Source organism: Streptomyces sp. NPDC005483 (assembly GCF_040606035.1).
Taxonomy (GTDB): Bacteria; Actinomycetota; Actinomycetes; order Streptomycetales; family Streptomycetaceae; genus Streptomyces.
In genome coordinates this window covers 252,868-267,395 of record NZ_JBEXEA010000002.1, presented here as the reverse complement: position 1 = coordinate 267,395, position 14,528 = coordinate 252,868, and the positions used below count along the sequence as shown (strand labels likewise).

The following is a 14,528-nucleotide window of genomic DNA, read 5'->3' as shown; positions in this document are numbered from 1 at the left end:
AGCTGACGGCGGAACGGCCGGGGATGGGACGGCCAGCGGCAGAACGGCCCGCAGCGAGTCGGCCGGCAGCGCTGACCGCATGACGCGCTGCACTGGTGACAGCATGACGGCCGAGACTGCTGACGCCCGGACGAATCCGGTCGGAGCTGGTCAGGCGACCGCGACCGGCGTCGACGGCGGCCACGCGACGCACGACCCCGGCGACGGCCGGACGGCCGCGACTGCCGACACCCCGACGACGAAACCCAGCACTCGCCAGACCGCCGCGACCAACACCGGTACTGACCACGCGACACCCCACCCCGGTGACAGCAAAACGACTCCGACCACGACTCCCCGACGACGAAAACCCGCACTCACCCACCCATCACGACCAGCGCCGGCCCCGCGAGCCGCCGGAGGCAGTCGTGCGGGCGGCAAGGTGATGGTCGGACGGTCCGGAGCGGCGGCATCGACATGAACGGCACGAGTGGCCGCGCCATGAACAGGCAGACCTCGGCCACCGCCCCCGACGCCACCCTGGACGGCCTCGACGCCCGCCTGGTGGTGGACCGCGGTGCCTTCCGCCTCGACGTGTCCCTGTCCGTGGCCCCCGGTGAGGTCGTCGCCCTGCTGGGCCCGAACGGCGCCGGAAAGACCACCGCCCTGCGCGCCCTCGCCGGTCTCACCCCGCTCACGGACGGCCATCTACGGCTGGACGGCGCCGCGTTGGAGAGAACGCCGCCGGAGTCACGTCCCGTCGGCGTCGTCTTCCAGGACTATCTGCTCTTCCCCCACCTCACCGCCCTCGACAACGTCGCTTTCGGCCCGCGCTGCCAGGGCGCGTCCAAGGCGGAGGCCCGTGCGCAGGCTGCCGAGTGGCTGGACCGGATGGGCCTCGCGGCCCACGCGGGCGCCAAGCCCCGCAAGTTGTCCGGTGGCCAGGCCCAACGGGTCGCCCTGGCCCGCGCGTTGGCCACCCGCCCCCGGCTGCTGCTCCTCGACGAGCCGCTGGCCGCCCTCGACGCCCGCACCCGCCTTGAGGTCCGCGCCCAACTCCGGCGTCACCTCGCGGAGTTCGAGGCCGTCGCCGTACTCGTCACGCACGACCCGCTGGACGCCATGGTCCTCGCCGACCGCCTCGTGGTCGTCGAACACGGCGAGGTCGTCCAGGAGGGCGCCCCCGCCCACATCGCCCGCCATCCGCGCACCGACTACATCGCCCAACTGGTCGGCCTGAACCTCTACCGGGGCGAGGCCGCCGGCCACACCGTACGCCTCGAAGCCGGGCCCCCGCTCACCACCACGGAAGACCTCACCGGCCCCGTGTTCGTGACCTTCCCGCCGAGCGCCGTGACCCTCTACCGCGAACCCCCCGCCGGCTCGAGCGCCCGCAACCACTGGCGTTGCGAGGTGGCCGGCCTGGAGACCCACGGCGACCAGATCCGCGCCGACCTCACGGGCGAGCTCCCCCTCGCGGCTGACCTCACGACGGTGGCCGCGGCCGAACTGGACCTGCATCCGGGCGCGGAGGTCTGGGCGGCGGTGAAGGCGGCGCAGACGCACGCGTATCCCGTCTGAGGGAGCGACCCGGGGCTCTGGGGGGAGGGGCCCGGGGCCGAGCCGACGGCCCACGGGTGATCACGCTTCGCCACGGCCGCGGGAACTGGCGGGCTTCACCCGAACGGCCGTCCGGACAGGCCGCCCGGCCGGGCCGTTCCTAGCGTGAACGCATGGGGGTACGCCCGCCCGGCCCCTCGCCCGGCCGCCGTGGCCCCCAGGAGGAGGAGACCATGACTCTGGCCACCCTCGAACACACCTCCGAAGCGAAGGCGGGCGTCCGGTGACTCCCGCGGACCCCGAACCCGCGCTGCGGTGCGCGAGCCGGCACTCCGGTCCGCGGGACGGGGAGGAGTGCGGGGCCCGCGCCCGCTTCGGGATCGCCTGCCACGCCCGGCCGGCGCTGGTCGTCTGCCCCCAACACCTGGGCCCCTCCCTGCTGTTGGCCGACGGCGTCCTGTGGCCTCCGGAGATCACACTCGTGCGATGACCGCCCGGTGGTGGCCAGGCCCCACCGGCACGCGCACGGCCCGCGCTCAGCCCTTCGTCAGCGTGATGTCCCGCTGCTCGGCCGCGTGGAAGCGGGGCAGCGGCAGGCCGCCCAGGAGGCTGAGTTCCATGAGGGTGGCCTCGACGTGGGCCGCACCCGGCTCAAGCGTCTCCGAGGTGGGCTTGCCGGTGTTCTGCCAGCTGTGCTCCACGCCGTCGCACACCGCGCTGGTCCCGCCGATGCCGTGCCGGAGAGAAGAGGAGCGCCCGCTCACGGAGGAGCTCACGAACACCGGGCCCGAACCGCCGGTGCAGCGGTAGGTGCCCGACAGGGTCACGGTGCCGTCCTCGGCGACACGGCCGACGGGGTCGACGGTGACGGTCTCGGACGGGGCGGCGCTCGCGGGCGGCACGGCGGCGGCCATCAGGAACAGCACGGCACCGGCAGCGGCGGTGAGAGCGGGGCGAACAGGCATGGGGGTACCTCCCGGATGAGTGGAGCGGTGGCCCCCACTGCTACCGGGAACACAGGCGGACAGCCGTGATCGTCACTCCTTCGGTGGCGAGTCCGCACCGAGCGTCGTGGAACCGTCCGAGAGTTGTCCGCGTGTTGTCACGCTTCCCGTCGGGCCATTCCGATGAGTTCGCGGCGGGAGCATGGTCTACCCATACGGATACGGCCCCCATAGGGACGGTCCAACGAATATGGAGGTGCGCCATGTGTTCTCACCAGTCTTCGTGCGCTTCGTCCGACACCACCACGCCGCACATCGTGGCCGCCCACCCCGAGCAGGGCTGGAACCTGCTGTGCAACGGCGCGATCGTCTTCGACGACACCGGCGAGCTGCTGCCCGACGGCCGCGTCGTCGCGCCGCACCGGGTGCCGACCGGACAGCTGGCCGTCGCCGCCTGACGCTCCCGCGGGAGGAGTCCGGCGGCGACTCTGGACGCGGGACGTTTGCGGATCCCCGGCCGCCCACACGACGAGAGCGGACCTGCCGCACGAAACTCACCCCCGCCGGATCGCCGCACCGGCCCGCAGGGGCGCCCTGGCCGGCCGCCGACGGTCTCACCCGGCACCGGCCGCTCGCTGAGCGAGGCGGCCCCGCCGACACCCGGCGCGGCGGCTTCAGCCCCAGGGTGCGCACCGAGGAACGCCACCCCTGTCGGGCACCTCACCAGCCCCGCAGACCGCTCGGAGACGCCGGGCCACCTCCCGTGCGGGCGCACCCCGACCGGGCCTGCGCCGCCCCCGTCCCCGTCGTCATCCTCGGACGCCACGATCCCCGCCCTGAACCCGATTCCGTACAGACCGGCGTTGCTACGGCAGCACCGCGAAGCCGTCGAGTTCCACCGCGGCCTGGTCGTCCCACAGCCGTACGACCTCGACGACGGCCATCGCGGGATAGTCACGGCCCGCCAACTGACGCCAGATGAGGCCGAGTTCACGCACGTGGGTGCGGTAGGCGGCGATGTCGGTGGCGTAGACGGTGAGCCTGGCGAGGTCGGAGGGGGTACCGCCGGCGGCCGCGAGGGCGGTGAGGAGATTGGTGAGCGCCTTCTCGAACTGCTCCGGCAGGGAGTCCCCCACCACCTTGCCGTCGGCGTCCAGGGCCGTCTGTCCCGCCAGGAAGACGACCCGTGAGCCGGTGGCGACGACCGCGTGCGAGAACCCGGTGGGCGGGGACAGTTCGGGCGGGTTGAAGCGCTCGGCGCTCACGACACCTCCAGGTCGGCGTACAACTCCTTGGCGATGATGCCCCGTTGGACCTCGCTCGCCCCTTCGTAGATGCGCGGGGCGCGCACCTCCCGGTACAGGTGCTCCAGCAGGTGACCGCGTTGCAGGGCGCGTGCGCCGTGGAGCTGGACCGCGGTGTCGACGACGTACTGCGCGGTCTCGGTGGCGAGCAGCTTCGCCATCGCCGCGCGCTTGGGCACGTCCGGGGCGCCTTCGTCGTACGCCGTGGCCGCCGCGTACACCATGAGGCGGGCCGCGTCCGTGCGCAGGGCCATCTCGGCGACCGTGTGGGCCACGCTCTGCAGGTCCCTCAGCTTGCCGCCGAAGGCGTCCCGTCGGGAGGTGTGCGTGAGGGTCGCGTCCAGCGCCGCCTGTGCCATGCCGACCGCGAAGGCGCCGACGCTGGGCCGGAAGAGGTTCAGGGTCCCCATGGCGACCCGGAAGCCACGGTCGACCTCACCGAGGACGTCGTCGGCGCCCACCGGCACGGCGTCGAGGGCGAGGGCGCCGATGGAGTGCGGGGAGAGCATGTCGAGGGCGGTGCCGGTGAGTCCGGGACGGTCGGCGGGCACGAGGAACGCGGTCACTCCGCGGGCTCCGGCGCCGGGGGTGGTCCGGGCGAAGAGGGTGTAGAAGTCGGCGTCGGGGGCGTTGGAGATCCAGCACTTCTCCCCGCTGAGCCGCCAGCGGGAAGGGCCGTCGGACTCCGCGGCCAGGGACAGGGCCGCCGCGTCCGAGCCCGCCCCCGGCTCGCTCAGCGCGAACGCGGCCACCGCGCTGCCCTCACTGACCGGCGGCAGCCAGCGCTCGCGCTGGGCCGGGGTGCCGTGGGCGTGGACGGGGTGGGCGCCGAGGCCCTGGAGGGCGAGGGCCGTCTCGGCCTCCGTGCAGGCGTACGCGAGGGATTCCCGCATCAGGCAGAGGTCGAGGGCGCCGGAGGTGAACAGCCTTTCCAGCAGGCCCAGTCGACCGAGTTCGGCAACCAGTGGGCGGTTCACCTGGCCCGGCTCGCCCTTCTCCGCGAGCGGGCGCAGCCGTTCCGCGGCGAGGGCACGCAGCTCCGCACACCGGGCGGTCTGTGACGGTTCGAGCGAGAATGCGGGCATCGCCGGTCCTCTCTCGTCGACAGGGCCCCCGACAGTATCGCGTGCCGTTGACTGTCGTCACCAACACGATACGCTCCTTGTGCGAGCCCACCATCGACGCCCACGAGGCGGCCCACAAGGCGGCCCACGCGGCCCAAGGCAAGGGGGCGACCCGCCATGAACGTCTCGGCCCACGTCGACACCTTCGCGCGCGACCACCTCCCGCCCCCCGACCAGTGGCCGCAGCTCCGCTTCGACCTTCCGGAGCTGAGGTACCCCGACCGGCTGAACTGTGCCGCCGAACTGCTGACGGGCCCGCCCGACGACCGCCCGGTCTTCCACACCCCGGCCGGGGACACATGGACGTACGGCACACTCCGCGCCCGTGTCGACCGGCTCGCCCATCTCCTCACCGGTGACCTCGGAGTCGCCCCCGGCAACCGTGTGCTGCTGCGCGGCCCGACCACCCCCTGGCTAGCGGCCTGCTGGCTGGCGGTGCTGAAGGCGGGGGCGGTCGCCGTGACGGTGCTGGCCCAGCAGCGCCCACACGAGCTGGCCACGATGTGCGAGATGGCGCGCATAGAGCACGCGCTGTGCGACATACGCGCCGTCGACGACCTCGCCAAGGCCGAGATACCGGGCCTCAGGATCACCACCTACGGCGGCGACGCCCCCGACGACCTGCTGAACCGCGAGGCGCCCGGAACGCCGTACACCGCCGTCGGCACCGCGGACGACGACGTGGCGCTGATCGCCTTCACCTCCGGAACCACCGGGCGCCCCAAGGGCTGTATGCACTTCCACCGGGATGTGCTCGCGATAGCCGACACCTTCTCCAAGCATGTGCTGCGACCCCATGTGGACGATGTCTTCACGGGCAGCCCCCCGCTCGGTTTCACCTTCGGGCTCGGCGGCCTGGTGATCTTCCCGATGCGCGCGGGCGCGAGTTCCCTCCTCCTCGAACAGGCCCATCCCCAGCAGCTGCTGCCGGCGATCGCCGAGCATCGCGTCTCCGTCCTGTTCACCGCCCCCACCGCATACCGGGCCATGCTCGACGAGCTCGACGCCTACGACATCTCGTCCCTGCGCCGCTGTGTCTCCGCAGGTGAGAACCTGCCGGCTGCCACCTGGCGGGCCTGGCGGGAGCGGACCGGGCTGCGGATCGTCAACGGCATCGGCGCCACCGAACTGCTGCACATCTTCATCTCCGCGGCCGACGAGCACATCCGGCCCGGGACGACCGGGCTGCCCGTACCCGGATGGCACGCGCGCGTGGTCGACGGGACGGGTCGCGAGATGCCCGACGGCGAGCCCGGATTGCTCGCCGTGCGCGGACCCGTCGGCTGCCGCTACCTCGCCGATCCACGCCAGCGCGAGTACGTGCGGGACGGCTGGAACATCACCGGCGACACGTACATCCGGGAAAACGATGGGTATTTCCGCTATGTGGCCCGCGCGGACGACATGATCATCTCGGCCGGGTACAACATCGCGGGACCGGAGGTCGAGGACGCCCTGCTGCGCCACCCGGACGTGGTCGAGGCGGCGGTCGTGGGGCGGGCCGACGAGGCGCGCGGTCAGGTCGTCGTCGCCTTCGCCGTCCTCAGGGAGGGCGCCGAGCGCGACGCCGACGCGCTGCGCACCTTCGTCAAGGCCGAACTGGCGCCCTACAAATGCCCGCGCGAGATCGTGTTCCTGGACGCGCTGCCGCGCACGGCGACCGGCAAACTCCAGCGGTTCAGACTGCGCACCGATGGTGACCAGCAGTGATCCACACGACCTAAGATGATCAACGTGTCCGACCAGCATGCACCACGGTCTCTCATCGTCACGCTCTACGGAGCCTACGGCCGCTTCATGCCGGGCCCCGTGCCCGTCGCCGAGCTGATCCGGCTGCTGGCCGCGGTCGGCGTGGACGCCCCCTCCGTACGCTCGTCGGTGTCCCGCCTCAAGCGGCGCGGGCTGCTGCTGCCGGCCCGCACGGCCCGCGGCGCCGCCGGGTACGAACTGTCGCCGGACGCCCGCCAGCTGCTCGACGACGGCGACCGGCGCATCTACGCGGCGACCCCGCCGCGGGACGAGGGCTGGGTGCTCGCCGTGTTCTCGGTGCCCGAGTCGGAGCGGCAGAAGCGGCACGTGCTGCGCTCGCGACTGGCCGGACTCGGCTTCGGCACGGCGGCTCCCGGGGTGTGGATCGCCCCCGCGCGGCTGTACGAGGAGGCCCGGCACACCCTCCAGCGGCTGCGGCTCGACCCGTACGTGGACTTCTTCCGCGGAGAGCATCTCGGTTTCGCGGCGACCGTGGAGGCGGTGGCCCGCTGGTGGGACCTGGCCGCGATCGCCAAGGAGCACGAGGCGTTCCTCGACCGCCACGCGCGCGTGCTGCGCGACTGGGAGGACCGGACCGACACGCCACCGGAGGAGGCCTACCGGGACTACCTCCTCGCCCTCGATTCCTGGCGCCATCTCCCCTATGCCGACCCCGGCCTGCCCGTCGCCCTGCTCCCGGAGGACTGGCCGGGCGAGCGGGCGGCGGCGGTGTTCCGAGGCCTGCACGAGCGGCTGCGGGACGCGGGGGCGGCGTTCGTCGGCCTGTGATCCCGGACATACCGCGGGCCCCTAAGACAACCCTCAGGTTCCTCTGTCCCTCCTCTCAAGTTTCTTACCTAGCGTCCCCCGGGTCGTCGTGAGAAAGAAGAGGACCGTTGCGCATGACCACCACGGCAAGGGCTCAGGGAGCCACCGTCTGGCTGACGGGACTGCCGAGCGCGGGCAAGACGACCATTGCCCGCCTGCTCGCCGACCGGCTGAAGGCAGAGGGGCGTCGCGTGGAGGTCCTGGACGGCGACGAGATACGCCGTTTCCTCTCCGCCGGCCTCGGCTTCTCCCGCGCGGACCGGACTACCAACGTCCAGCGGATCGGGCTGGTCTCCGAGGTCCTCGCCCGCAACGGCGTCCTGTCCCTCGTCCCGGTGATCGCGCCGTACGCCGACAGCCGCGAGGCGGTGCGCAAGCGGCACGACGCGAGCGGGACGCCGTACGTCGAGGTCCATGTGGCGACCCCGGTCGAGGTGTGCGGCGAACGGGACGTGAAGGGGCTCTACGCCCGGCAGGCCGCGGGTCGGCTCACCGGTCTGACCGGGGTGGACGATCCGTACGAGCCGCCGACCGACCCGTCGCTGGTGCTCAGGACGCAGGACCAGACGCCCCAGGAGTCGGCCGACACCGTGTACGCGGTGCTGGCGGAACGGGGGCTGGTGTGACCGGCCCGCTCACAGTCGAACCCACCTGACGTGGACTCCCTCAACTCCCCAGCGTGAGCCGGGGCTTGGGGGCGTCGGTGCGTCCGGTCCGGGGGCGCCGGCTGCCCGCGCGGTACGGGTCCGGCCAGACCACGCCGGGGCCGTCGTACTCCTGCTCGGCGGCCGCGTGCAGGGTCCAGTGCGGGTCGTAGAGGTGCGGTCGGGCCAGCGCGCACAGATCCGTACGCCCGGCCAGGATCAGGGAGTTGACGTCGTCCCAGGAGGAGATGGCGCCGACCGCGATCACCGGGACGCCGGTCTCGTGGCGGATCCGGTCGGCGTACGGCGTCTGGTACGACCGCCCGTAGTCCGGGTGCTCCTCGGCCACGACCTGCCCGGTCGACACGTCGATCGCGTCGGCGCCGTGCGCGGCGAAGGCGCGGGCGATCTCGACGGCGTCCTCGGCCGTGTTGCCGCCCTCGGCCCAGTCGGTGGCGGAGATACGGACGGTCATGGGCCGTTCCTGCGGCCACACTCCCCTGACGGCGTCGAAGACTTCGAGCGGGAAGCGCAGGCGCTTGGCGAGCGAGCCGCCGTAGGCGTCCGTGCGCCGGTTGGTCAGCGGGGAGAGGAAGCCGGAGAGCAGGTAGCCGTGGGCGCAGTGCAGTTCGAGGAGGTCGAACCCGGCTCGCGCGGCACGCCAGGCGGCCGCGGTGAACTGCTCGCGTATGTCGGTCAGTTGGGCGCGGCTCAGCTCGCGCGGGGTCTGGTTGAAGGGCCTGTACGGGATCGGTGACGGCGCCACGACCGGCCAGTTGCCCTCCGGCAGCGGCTCGTCGATGCCCTCCCACATCAGCTTGGTCGAGCCCTTCCGGCCGCTGTGGCCGAGCTGTACCCCGATCGCGGTGCCCGGCGACCGCGCGTGCACGAAGTTCGTGATCCGCTTCCAGGCCTCGGCCTGTCTGCCGCTGTAGAGGCCGGTGCAGCCGGGCGTGATGCGGCCCTCGGGCGAGACGCACACCATCTCGGTCATCACCAGCCCGGCGCCGCCGAGAGCCCGGGCGCCCAGGTGGACCAGGTGGAAGTCGCCGGGGACGCCGTCGGTGGCGGAGTACATGTCCATCGGCGACACCACGACCCGGTTGCGCAGGGTCAGACCGCGCAGCCGGAACGGGGTGAACATCGGGGGCGTGTCCGGCGGGCAGCCGAACTCGCGTTCCACGGCGCCGGTGAAGCTCGCGTCGCGCAGGCGCAGGTTGTCGTGGGTGACCCGACGGCTGCGGGTGAGCAGGTTGAAGGCGAACTGGCGGGGCGGTTGGTCGAGGTACAGGCCGAGGTTCTCGAACCATTCCAGGCTGGCGCGCGCGGCCCGTTGGGTGGAGGCGACGACCGGTTTGCGCTCCGCCTCGTAGGCCGCCAACGCCCTTTCCAGCGAAGGCTGTTCATCGAGGCAGGCGGCCAGGGCGAGGGCGTCCTCCACGGCGAGCTTGGTGCCGGAGCCGATGGAGAAGTGGGCGGTGTGGGCCGCGTCGCCGAGCAGCACGGTCCTGCCGTGCGACCAGTGTTCGTTGACCACCGTGCGGAAGGTGGTCCACGTGGCGTTGTTGGAACGCAGGGGGCGTCCGCGCAGGGCCTCCGCGAAGATCTTGGCGCAGCTCTCCACCGATTCCCCCGGGGGGACCTCGTCGAAGCCGGCGGCCCTCCAGACCTCCTCGCGCATCTCGATGATCACGGTGGAGGCGTCGGGGGCGTACGGGTAGCCGTGGAGTTGCATCACGCCGTGTTCGGTCTCGGCGATCTCGAACCGGAAGGCTTCGAAGGGGAAGTCGGCGGCGAGCCAGATGTAGCGGCAGTGGTGGGAGGTCACATGGGGGCGGAACACAGGTGCGTGGGCCCCGCGTGTGGTGCTGTTGACCCCGTCGGCGGCGATGACGAGGTCGTGCGTCTCCTCGAGGCCGGCCGGGGCCTCCGTACGGAAGCGGAGGTCCACGCCGAGGGCGCGGCAGCGGTTGTGCAGGATGTCGAGGAGTCGTCTGCGGCCGAGTGCGGCGAAGCCGTGCCCGCCGGAGGTGTGGCGCACGCCCCGGTGCACGATGTCGATGTCGTCCCAGCGGACGAAGTCGGACCGCATCGCCTCGAAGACCGCCGGGTCCGCGTGCTCGATGCCGCCCAGGGTCTCGTCGGAGAGGACCACGCCGAAGCCGAAGGTGTCGTCGGGGGCGTTGCGTTCCCAGACGGTGACCTCGCGGGCCGGGTCGAGACGTTTCAGCAGGGCGGCCGAGTAGAGTCCGCCCGGACCACCGCCGATGATCGCGACTCGCAGGGGGTGGCGGGGCTTCGTGGGTGCGTGCGGGTCCGTTGCGGCTTGTCGCGCCCGCGCGGCGGTAGCCGCAAAGTCAACACAGCCCCGCGCCCCTGACCTGGGCATCCTCATCGCCCTTGCCACTTCGGCGGTCGCTTCTCCTTGAACGCCGCATGGAACTCCGCGTAGTCCTCGCCATTCATCAGCAGGGCCTGGGTCGAGGCGTCCAGTTCCACCGAAGCCGCCAGCGGCATGTCCAGCTCGGCCGTCAGCAGGGCCTTGGTCTGCGCGTAGGCCAGGGCCGGACCCTCGGCCAGGCGGTGGGCCAGCGCCTGGGCGGCCTCATCGGCGCCGCCCTCCTCGGTCAGTTCGCTGATCAGGCCGATGCGCTCGGCCTCGGCGGCCCGGACCGGTTCGCCGAGCATGAGGAGGCGGGTGGCGTGACCGAGGCCCACCACGCGGGGCAGCAGATAGGCCGCGCCCATGTCGCCGCCGGACAGGCCGACCCGGGTGAAGAGGAAGGCGAAGCGCGCCGAGGGGTCCGCCACCCGGAAGTCGGCCGCCAGGGCGAGGACCGCGCCCGCGCCCGCCGCCACCCCGTGCACGGCCGCGATCACCGGGAACGGACACTCCCGTACGGCCCTCACCACCTGTCCGGTCATCCGGTTGAAGTCGAGGAGCTGGGCGGTGTCCATGGCGAGGGTCGCGCCGATGATCTCGTCGACGTCACCGCCGGAGCAGAAGCCGCGGCCCTCTCCGGCCAGGACCAGTGCCCGGACGGAACGCTCGCGGGACAGTTCGGCGAGCAGGTCGCGCAGGTCGGCGTAGGCACCGAAGGTGAGCGCGTTGAGCCTGTCGGGGCGGGCGAGGGTGACCGTGGCGACGCCGTCGGCGAGACCGACGCGCAGATGCTGCCAGTCGGGGGTGCGGGCGGCGGAGCCGGTGAAGGGGCTCATGTCCGTGCGGCCTCCTCGTGCTCGGGCTGGGTGCGAGGTTCGAGGTGCGCTCTGCCCTTCGAAGTTATCACCCATCTTTGACTGTCGTCACGAGTGCGCGATACAAGACTCCGGATGTGACCTGGGCCCGTCACATCCGTCACGGCTCGGCGACAGCCGGGCAACGGCGGGATCAGCGGTGAGAGGCAAGCCGTTGCTACGGGTAAGCCGCCTGCCAACGGGGCCGAAGGTCCCGTACGGTGCCCGCCGGTCGCCTCTGCCGGCGGCGCCGTACCATTCGTAAGGTTGAAAGCAGGACAGCCTGCTCATGAACGGACCCGCCTTGCAAGATCGCCCCTCGGCCTCCGCCTCCTGGCGCATCGCGCTGCCGCACTCCGCCGCGGCCGTGCCCGTGGCGCGCGCTCTGGTCCGCACCGCGTTGGCCGAGCTGGAGCACGGGGCGGACTGCGACACCGCGGAGCTGCTGACGGCCGAGCTGGTGGCGAACGCCGTGGAGCACACCACCGGCGACACCCCGATAGAGCTGGTCGTGGAACTGCTGCCGACCGGCTGCCAGGTGGAGGTGCACGACCCGGACCCGGCGCCCCCGGGGCACCTCACCCAGCCGGACACCCGGGACCCGGACCCCTGGCAGGAGCACGGCCGGGGACTGCTGCTGATCAGGGCGCTCAGCTCGTCGTGCGGTCACCGCCCGACGGAGACCGGCAAGGCGGTGTGGTTCCGTCTGCCCGTGGTGCCGCGTCAGTGGCACCCGGCGTGACGCTCAGGCCAGCGTCGCGACCAGCACCGCCTTGATCGTGTGCAGACGGTTCTCCGCCTCGTCGAACACGACCGAGTGCACCGACTCGAACACCTCGTCCGTGACCTCCAGGGACTCCAGCCCGTGGGTCTCGAAGATCTCCTGCCCCACCTTGGTGCCGAGGTCGTGGAAGGCGGGCAGGCAGTGCAGGAACTTGACGTCCGCGTTGCCCGTGGCCCGCAGCACGTCCATGGTCACCGCGTACGGCGCGAGCGCGGCGATCCGGTCGTCCCACACGCCCTTCGGCTCCCCCATGGAGACCCAGACGTCGGTGGCGACGAAGTCCGCACCCCGCACCCCCTCCTCCAGCGACTCGGTGAGGGTGATCCGCGCCCCGCTGTCCGTGGCGAGCGCACGCGCCCGCTCGACGACGTCCTGCGCGGGCCAGTAGCTCTTCGGCGCGACGATCCGGACGTCCATCCCCAGCAGGGCACCGGTGACCAGATACGAGTTGCCCATGTTGAAGCGCGCGTCACCGAGGTAGGCGAACGCGATCTCCCGGACCGGCTTCGCGGTGTTCTCGGTCATGGTCAGCACGTCGGCCAGCATCTGCGTGGGGTGCCAGTCGTCGGTGAGCCCGTTGTACACCGGCACACCGGCGTACCCGGCCAGCTCCTCCACCTTCTGCTGGCTGTCCCCGCGGTACTCGATCCCGTCGTACATCCGGCCGAGCACACGCGCGGTGTCCCGCACGGACTCCTTGTGCCCGATCTGCGAGCCGGACGGGTCCAGGTAGGTCGTCGACGCGCCCTGGTCCGCCGCGGCGACCTCGAACGCGCAGCGCGTGCGCGTCGAGGTCTTCTCGAAGATCAGAGCGATGTTCTTCCCGCTCAGGTACCGCGTCTCGGTCCCGGCCTTCTTCGCGGCCTTCAGCTCCGCGGCCAGTTCGACCAGCCCGAGGAACTCCTGCTCGGTGAAGTCGAACTCCTTGAGGAAGTGGCGGCCGGCGAGGGCGGTCGGGACTGTCGCCATGGGGGGCGCTCCAGAGGTGCGTGAACAGAAGGACCCTGGAAGTCTATACGACCTTCAGCATTTATATACAGACTCCTGTACGACTATGCGATCGCGCGTTCCAGAAGACATCCCTCCTATACGGCCTCCCGCTCCACCGGACAGCTCATGCAGCGCGGCCCGCCCCTCCCCCGCCCCAGCTCGCTGCCCGGGATCTCGATGACCTCGATGCCCTGCTTGCGCAGATGGGTGTTGGTGGTGGCGTTGCGCTCGTAGGCGACGACGACACCCGGCTCGACGGCGAGGACGTTGCAGCCGTCGTCCCACTGCTCGCGCTCGGCCGCGTGCACGTCCTGGGTGGCGGTCAGGACCCGGATCTCGCTCAGCCCGAGCGCGGCGGCGATCGCACGGTGCATGTGCTCCGGCGGGTGGTCGGTGACCTTGAGCTCCTTGTCGCCGACGCCCGGTTCGATGGTGTACGACCGGAGCATGCCGAGCCCGGCGTACTGGGTGAAGGTGTCGCCGTCGACCATCGTCATCACGGTGTCGAGATGCATGAACGCCCGCCGTTTCGGCATGTCGAGGGCCACGATCGACTGCGCGGAGCCCTCGGCGAAGAGCTTGTGCGCGAGCATCTCGACGGCTTGGGGCGTGGTCCGCTCGCTCATGCCGATGAGGACGGCGCCGTTGCCGATGACGAGGACGTCGCCGCCCTCGATGGTGGACGGATAGTCGGCCTGCCCCTCCGACCAGATGTGGAACGTCTCGTCGCGGAAGAGCGGGTGGTGACGGTAGATCGCCTCGAAGTGGACCGTCTCGCGCTGGCGGGCCGGCCACTTCATCGCGTTGACGGAGACCCCGTCGTATATCCAGGCGGAGGTGTCGCGGGTGAAGAGGTGGTTGGGCAGGGGGGCGAGGAGGAAGTCGTCCAGGTCCATGACGTGGAAGCGCACAGAGGTCGGCTCCGGGTGCGCCTCCAGGAACTCGCGCTTGGTCATGCCGCCGACGAGGGCCTCCGCCAGCTCTGCGGCGGGCAGCGCCTCGAAGGAGGCCCGGAGATGGTCGGTGGCCAGCGGACCGTACTCCTTCTCGTCGAAGACCCGGTCGAGGACGAGCGAGCGGGCCGCCGGGATCTCCAGGGCCTCGGTGAGCAGGTCACCGAAGAGGTGCACGGCGACACCGCGGTCGCGCAGCACGTCGGCGAAGCCGTCGTGCTCGGCGCGCGCCCGGCGCACCCACAGCACGTCGTCGAAGAGCAGTGCGTCCTTGTTGCTGGGGGTGAGCCTTTTGAGCTCGAGGTCCGGCCGGTGCAGGATGACGCGGCTGAGCCGCCCGGTCTCGGAGTCGACATGGAATCCCATGCCTCCATCCTGACCAACCCGGAGCCTCTTGACCCCTGAGTCCGCCCGGCTTTCTTGTTCTCGTCC

General features: G+C 71.7%; 14 protein-coding genes. 7 read left to right on the top strand and 7 right to left on the bottom strand.

Annotated features, from left to right (window positions below; genetic code table 11):
* Positions 1-480 precede the first annotated feature (480 nt).
* Positions 481-1,560: an ABC transporter ATP-binding protein gene (locus ABZT06_RS04550; RefSeq protein WP_355734686.1), complete on the top strand. Its 1,080-nt coding sequence runs from the start codon at positions 481-483 to the stop codon at positions 1,558-1,560.
* A gap of 262 nt (positions 1,561-1,822) precedes the next feature.
* On the top strand, positions 1,823-2,029 hold the full coding sequence (locus tag ABZT06_RS04545; protein ID WP_355734683.1) for a hypothetical protein: 207 nt from the start codon (positions 1,823-1,825) through the stop codon (positions 2,027-2,029).
* A 46-nt stretch (positions 2,030-2,075) separates the two neighbouring features.
* Here the strand turns inward: ABZT06_RS04545 and ABZT06_RS04540 are convergent, their stop codons facing one another.
* Entirely contained in the window at positions 2,076-2,504 is a 429-nt protein-coding gene (locus tag ABZT06_RS04540) for a DUF6299 family protein (RefSeq protein WP_355734680.1), read from the bottom strand.
* Between the two features lie 242 nt (positions 2,505-2,746).
* Between ABZT06_RS04540 and ABZT06_RS04535 the strand changes: the two genes are divergently transcribed.
* Positions 2,747-2,941, top strand: coding sequence for a DUF5999 family protein (locus tag ABZT06_RS04535; protein ID WP_355734677.1), 195 nt, complete (start codon positions 2,747-2,749; stop codon positions 2,939-2,941).
* A 408-nt stretch (positions 2,942-3,349) separates the two neighbouring features.
* Here the strand turns inward: ABZT06_RS04535 and ABZT06_RS04530 are convergent, their stop codons facing one another.
* A complete protein-coding gene (locus ABZT06_RS04530; protein ID WP_355734673.1) occupies positions 3,350-3,748 on the bottom strand; it encodes a RidA family protein in 399 nt (132 codons plus the stop codon).
* On the bottom strand, positions 3,745-4,872 hold the full coding sequence (locus ABZT06_RS04525) for an acyl-CoA dehydrogenase (RefSeq protein ID WP_355734670.1): 1,128 nt from the start codon (positions 4,870-4,872) through the stop codon (positions 3,745-3,747). The genes ABZT06_RS04530 and ABZT06_RS04525 overlap by 4 nt, the downstream gene beginning before the upstream one ends.
* A 156-nt stretch (positions 4,873-5,028) precedes the next feature.
* Between ABZT06_RS04525 and ABZT06_RS04520 the strand changes: the two genes are divergently transcribed.
* From ABZT06_RS04520 to cysC, 3 genes are all read left to right on the top strand, one after another.
* A complete protein-coding gene (locus ABZT06_RS04520) occupies positions 5,029-6,621 on the top strand; it encodes an AMP-binding protein (RefSeq protein ID WP_355734667.1) in 1,593 nt (530 codons plus the stop codon).
* A 15-nt stretch (positions 6,622-6,636) separates the two neighbouring features.
* Positions 6,637-7,449 (top strand): PaaX family transcriptional regulator C-terminal domain-containing protein, encoded by an 813-nt coding sequence (locus tag ABZT06_RS04515; RefSeq protein WP_355734664.1) that lies wholly within the window; start codon positions 6,637-6,639, stop codon positions 7,447-7,449.
* Positions 7,450-7,562: 113 nt separating this feature from the next.
* The gene (cysC, locus tag ABZT06_RS04510) at positions 7,563-8,114 is read left to right on the top strand and encodes an adenylyl-sulfate kinase (protein ID WP_355734661.1); all 552 of its coding nucleotides are present in this window, start codon (positions 7,563-7,565) and stop codon (positions 8,112-8,114) included.
* A 40-nt stretch (positions 8,115-8,154) separates the two neighbouring features.
* Here cysC and ABZT06_RS04505 read toward each other — a convergent pair whose 3' ends face one another.
* Both ABZT06_RS04505 and ABZT06_RS04500 read right to left on the bottom strand, forming a co-directional pair.
* On the bottom strand, positions 8,155-10,527 hold the full coding sequence (locus tag ABZT06_RS04505) for a bifunctional salicylyl-CoA 5-hydroxylase/oxidoreductase (RefSeq protein WP_355734658.1): 2,373 nt from the start codon (positions 10,525-10,527) through the stop codon (positions 8,155-8,157).
* The gene (locus ABZT06_RS04500) at positions 10,524-11,351 is read right to left on the bottom strand and encodes an enoyl-CoA hydratase family protein (RefSeq protein WP_355734655.1); all 828 of its coding nucleotides are present in this window, start codon (positions 11,349-11,351) and stop codon (positions 10,524-10,526) included. The genes ABZT06_RS04505 and ABZT06_RS04500 overlap by 4 nt, the downstream gene beginning before the upstream one ends.
* Before the next feature lie 307 nt (positions 11,352-11,658).
* Here ABZT06_RS04500 and ABZT06_RS04495 point away from each other — a divergent pair, with 307 nt between their 5' ends.
* Positions 11,659-12,111, top strand: coding sequence for an ATP-binding protein (locus tag ABZT06_RS04495; RefSeq protein WP_355734652.1), 453 nt, complete (start codon positions 11,659-11,661; stop codon positions 12,109-12,111).
* Positions 12,112-12,114: 3 nt separating this feature from the next.
* On the opposite strand, the gene argF is transcribed toward ABZT06_RS04495, so the two are convergent.
* Together argF and ABZT06_RS04485 are read right to left on the bottom strand one after the other, a co-directional pair.
* Complete coding sequence (argF, locus tag ABZT06_RS04490) at positions 12,115-13,122, bottom strand: ornithine carbamoyltransferase (RefSeq protein ID WP_355734649.1); 1,008 nt, start codon at positions 13,120-13,122, stop codon at positions 12,115-12,117.
* A gap of 116 nt (positions 13,123-13,238) precedes the next feature.
* The gene (locus tag ABZT06_RS04485; RefSeq protein WP_355734646.1) at positions 13,239-14,462 is read right to left on the bottom strand and encodes an arginine deiminase; all 1,224 of its coding nucleotides are present in this window, start codon (positions 14,460-14,462) and stop codon (positions 13,239-13,241) included.
* Positions 14,463-14,528 lie beyond the last annotated feature (66 nt).

Excerpts from the sequence above, each read along its gene's own strand:
- ABZT06_RS04550 (WP_355734686.1), top strand. The coding sequence starts at position 481 with ATGAACAGGCAGACCTCGGCCACCGCCCCCGACGCCACCCTGGACGGC.
- ABZT06_RS04540 (WP_355734680.1), bottom strand. The coding sequence starts at position 2,504 with ATGCCTGTTCGCCCCGCTCTCACCGCCGCTGCCGGTGCCGTGCTGTTC.
- ABZT06_RS04535 (WP_355734677.1), top strand. The coding sequence starts at position 2,747 with ATGTGTTCTCACCAGTCTTCGTGCGCTTCGTCCGACACCACCACGCCG.
- ABZT06_RS04525 (WP_355734670.1), bottom strand. The coding sequence starts at position 4,872 with ATGCCCGCATTCTCGCTCGAACCGTCACAGACCGCCCGGTGTGCGGAG.
- ABZT06_RS04520 (WP_355734667.1), top strand. The coding sequence starts at position 5,029 with ATGAACGTCTCGGCCCACGTCGACACCTTCGCGCGCGACCACCTCCCG.
- ABZT06_RS04515 (WP_355734664.1), top strand. The coding sequence starts at position 6,637 with ATGATCAACGTGTCCGACCAGCATGCACCACGGTCTCTCATCGTCACG.
- cysC (WP_355734661.1), top strand. The coding sequence starts at position 7,563 with ATGACCACCACGGCAAGGGCTCAGGGAGCCACCGTCTGGCTGACGGGA.
- ABZT06_RS04505 (WP_355734658.1), bottom strand. The coding sequence starts at position 10,527 with ATGAGGATGCCCAGGTCAGGGGCGCGGGGCTGTGTTGACTTTGCGGCT.
- ABZT06_RS04500 (WP_355734655.1), bottom strand. The coding sequence starts at position 11,351 with ATGAGCCCCTTCACCGGCTCCGCCGCCCGCACCCCCGACTGGCAGCAT.
- ABZT06_RS04495 (WP_355734652.1), top strand. The coding sequence starts at position 11,659 with ATGAACGGACCCGCCTTGCAAGATCGCCCCTCGGCCTCCGCCTCCTGG.
- argF (WP_355734649.1), bottom strand. The coding sequence starts at position 13,122 with ATGGCGACAGTCCCGACCGCCCTCGCCGGCCGCCACTTCCTCAAGGAG.
- ABZT06_RS04485 (WP_355734646.1), bottom strand. The coding sequence starts at position 14,462 with ATGGGATTCCATGTCGACTCCGAGACCGGGCGGCTCAGCCGCGTCATC.